This is a genomic window from Nitratidesulfovibrio oxamicus (genome assembly GCF_015731765.1).
In the GTDB taxonomy this organism is placed as follows: domain Bacteria; phylum Desulfobacterota; class Desulfovibrionia; order Desulfovibrionales; family Desulfovibrionaceae; genus Cupidesulfovibrio; species Cupidesulfovibrio oxamicus.
Genome location: NZ_VRYY01000239.1, coordinates 1 through 3,879, shown reverse-complemented (window position 1 = coordinate 3,879; position 3,879 = coordinate 1). Strand labels below are relative to the sequence as shown.

The 3,879-nt window shown below is 47.7% G+C and carries 3 protein-coding genes; all 3 read left to right on the top strand.

The features are described from left to right. The first annotated feature begins 428 nt into the window (after nt 1-428). From FVW20_RS09315 to FVW20_RS09305, 3 genes are read left to right on the top strand one after another with little or no spacing between them, the layout of a single operon-like run. Nucleotides 429-1,412 (top strand): lysylphosphatidylglycerol synthase transmembrane domain-containing protein, encoded by a 984-nt coding sequence (locus FVW20_RS09315; RefSeq protein ID WP_196609200.1) that lies wholly within the window; start codon nt 429-431, stop codon nt 1,410-1,412. Between the two features lie 9 nt (nt 1,413-1,421). Then, on the top strand, nt 1,422-2,759 hold the full coding sequence (locus FVW20_RS09310; RefSeq protein WP_196609199.1) for a glycosyltransferase family 2 protein: 1,338 nt from the start codon (nt 1,422-1,424) through the stop codon (nt 2,757-2,759). 1 nt (nt 2,760) lies between these two features. Next, complete coding sequence (locus tag FVW20_RS09305; RefSeq protein WP_196609198.1) at nt 2,761-3,540, top strand: class I SAM-dependent methyltransferase; 780 nt, start codon at nt 2,761-2,763, stop codon at nt 3,538-3,540. Nucleotides 3,541-3,879: the final 339 nt, after the last annotated feature.

Here is a 3,879-nt window from a genome sequence, read left to right as displayed (position 1 = left end):
CTGGGTGAAGTTTGTTTTCGGTTTAACCACCGGAGTGAGGACTTGTTCCCCATACTTTTAAAGGCATTGAAGACAAGTCCAGCAAGAGATTTTATAACGGATTAGTCCGTTTTGGTTAGGTATTACCTTTCAGAAAAGTGGTCATAGATCCTTTAGGATGTTCTCGGCATCCATCTTTTCCGGATGCTTGACGGACAAACTGATTGTTTTTTAAAGCGTTCTGTGCTCTCTGGTGTCCTGGATGTGCCGTGCTCCGAACTGGCTGTAGTTTGCTTGAATTTTATTGGCCAGCGGTGATCCTGCATGCACGTGGTGTTGGCATCCGATTCCTGCACAGAAACGGTTGTTCGGCTTTTATATAGCTCTGCTCTCGCTTGGCTCTAGTCATGGCCCTTTTCCTTTGCCTAGGCAAAGAAGATGGAAAATAAGTGGTCAACACTCCTCCTTCTCGAAAATCCAGACAGGCGCTCATTGTTTCCGGCGTCAGCCTTGCTCTGGTTGCATTTCTGATTAGGGAGGACTGGAAGGATGTCTATAGCATTCTTCAGGGGAGGATTTCGCCAAGCCTGCTATGGCCGTTTTCGCTTATGGCCTTGGCCATCGCTTTGATTTATGGTTACCGCTGGAGGCTGCTGCTTAAGCTTAAGCTGAGCCATAGGGCATCGCTGATTGCTTCGGCACTATGCCTTGGTGGAAATATGCTTCTTCCTGCGCGGGGAGGGGATTTGCTGCGGGTCCACTATAGCCACCTGGCTGCGGACATGCCTCATGCAGAGGTCCTCAGTAGGTTGTTTGTCGAAAAAGTCATTGATCTTGTAACTATTGCGGCGGTTGGTGTGCTTGCATCAGCCTTCTTGCGTTCGTCAAGTGTTTCTGTGTACTCTCCTGTCTTGACAGTTTTTACGGTAGCTGCGCTCGCGATAGCCATTTTCGCAGTGATCGTGGTCAAGTGTTTCGGCGAGCTGCTTTTGATTTGCCTGCAACATCTATTCAAATTTTTAGGAAGAGCAGCTTTTTTTGAGAAGCACGTTACTCGCTTGATTCGGGACGTCGACCGCAACTTTACCTTGTCCGCCATATTTTTGCCTAGCCTCATTACGATGACGATGTGGCTGTCAATTTATGCGCTGTCATATGTTCTGGCCGCAAAGTTTGTCGGCGTTGCATTGAGTTATCAGGAGTCATTGCTGGTTCTTTTTGCCGGGGCTGTGGGGTTAATGCTTCCTGCGGCCCCGTCAGGTGTGGGAACATTTCATGCTTCAGTGGTTTCGGCGTTCGTTTTTCTGGGGCGCTCTCCGGCTGAGGGGGTGTTGGTGGCGACCGCCATTCATCTTCTGTTTTTTGTGGCATACGTGGTCCCCGCGGCGTTTCTTTATGGGCGTTGGTACTTCACTCGAAATATTCCAGGTTGAGTTTGTGAAATGAGAAGCTATTTTTATTCACTTTTGCGAAAGTACCTGTCGCTGTTTATTCTTCCGCAAAACTCGGTTGTAGAGATCGATCCAACTTCTTCTTTGTTAGTCGGGGCGATGCCTCAAGGTAAAGTTGCGTTTCGGAGCTTCACAGCGAGTGTGGATCTGGCTACGGGTTTTCAAGATTCCACAGTATTTCCTGTGGAAAATATCTATGATTCAAGGCCAGACTATATTGTTGTTAGTGGATTGATTCATTACGAGAGAGATATTCAGGGGTTATTGAGCGATGTACATAGGATGTGCCACAAGGATACGCGGCTCGTGTTGACGTATTATAGTGCGTTATGGCGTCCGCTTGCGAATTTTGCATCCAAGGTAGGGTTGCGCAATAAGTTGCCAGAATTGAACTGGTTGGCGCATGAAGATATTAAAAACATCTTGGAACTAGAGAATTTTGAGCTAGTGCGACTGGACCACAAGGTGCTTGTTCCATTTTACATTCCTATTATAAGCAATTTTTTAAATCGTTACGTTGCTCCATTACCGCTTTTCAAGAATTTTTGTCTTCTGAATATTGCCATTGCTAGGCCATTGATTGGCAACACGCATGAAGAGGGTCTGTCTCCTTCGGTTTCGATCGTTGTCCCAGCTCGGAACGAGGCTGGGAATATTGATAATATTATCCAGCGTATTCCGCCCATGGGGCCCCGCGACGAAATTGTTTTTATTGAAGGTAACTCTACAGATGATACCTGGTCGGTTGTCCAGGCCGCTCAGGTCCGCTATGGGGCGGAGCGCCGCATCATCGTTGCGCAGCAGGATGGTAAGGGCAAGGGTGACGCTGTGCGTAAAGGGTTTGCGCTTGCCACCAATGAAATCCTCATGATTCTTGATGCGGACATGACTGTCCCTCCCGAGGACCTTCCGAAGTTTTACCATGCTATCAAGGATGGAAAAGGCGAGTTTATCAACGGTACCCGGCTGGTCTATCCCATGGAAAAAGAAGCAATGCGCTTCTGCAATCTTCTGGGGAACAAGTTTTTTGCGATGGCATTTTCCTTCGTTCTTGGGCAGCGTTTTAAAGATACCTTGTGCGGCACCAAGGTAATCAGTCGCTCGAACTATCTTCAGCTGGCAAATAATCGTTCCTATTTCGGCGACTTCGATCCATTCGGTGATTTTGATTTGATTTTCGGTGCCGCCAGGATGGGGCTGAAGATCGTTGAAGTGCCAATTTGTTATCGTGAGCGTGTCTATGGCGAAACAAATATCTCTCGCTGGCGCCATGGCGCGATTTTGCTCGCAATGCTCATTTTTTCCGCAAGACGGATAAAATTTCTCTGATATGAACGCGGGTAACCAGCAACTCTATCAACGCGACCTGGATCAAACTCTGGGAAATCGGCAACGACTTCGGCGAAACCGCAACCTGATGCTCTGGTATCAGGAGCTTTACCATGAAATGTTTCGTGCAGTTCCCGATATCGCCCAAAAGCGCGTACTTGAAATTGGAAGCGGGACTTCTCCGCTCAAGATGTTTCTGCCAAGCGTCATTACGTCGGACGTCCTGGCGCTCAAGCATCTTGATATGGTCTTCGATTGTCACACCATCGCGGATTTGTCAGAAATTCAAGATCATACGGTTGATGTGATAACGTTGACAAATGTGTTGCATCATCTCGGCGATCCGTTTCTTTTTTTGCGCAGTGCAACCCGCAAGCTTAAAAGAGGCGGCGAAATGTTTATTTTAGAGCCGTATTTCTCAGTACTTTCTTATCCACTCTACAAGTATTTGCATCATGAACCTGTCGATTTCGGTATTCCTCGTCCCGTCTTAAGCGCAGTCAATGGACCACTTTCTTCTTCCAATCAAGCAATGCCTTATATGATTTTCTTTTCCAGGCCAGACTGGTTGAGGGAACTGGGGGATTGTTACGATCTGGATGAGACACGCGTTGAGTTCTTTACTAGCCTTGCATATATGGCAACAGGTGGTATATCTAGAGTTTTTCACGTCCCGCATTGTATTTATAAGCACTATCTTGTGTTGGACCGTTTTTTGGCACGTGCCCTGCCCAGACTGTTCGCATCTTTTTTTCGTGTTCGCCTTGTTGCAAAAAGGTAGTTATGAAGAGTATGGTGTCTTGGCGAGTTGACCCCTGTTGTGTATATAGTTCTCCGGTTGTCATCCGTTGTGCGTAATGATGATTTTTATATAGATTCGTGCCGTTGTGCTTGTGCAGAATCGTCCGGGTAGGAGCGCCTTTGATGGTGTAGGGGGATTCGGTCAGTCGCGGCTGCTATCGCGGCTGGACAGGTGTCAAGTGTTCCCGTGTTTTTTTGGTTCTTCGACGTTTAATGTGGAATTGACCGACCTCGCCCAGTTTGGATAGCCCTCCCTCAGGAGGATTGCCATGCTTGCCGAACAAATATTCGCCTTGGGTCTTGGTCTCACGCCACCCTG

Coding starts and splice junctions, on each gene's coding strand:
- FVW20_RS09310 (WP_196609199.1), top strand. CDS start 1,422: ATGAGAAGCTATTTTTATTCACTTTTGCGAAAGTACCTGTCGCTGTTT.
- FVW20_RS09305 (WP_196609198.1), top strand. CDS start 2,761: ATGAACGCGGGTAACCAGCAACTCTATCAACGCGACCTGGATCAAACT.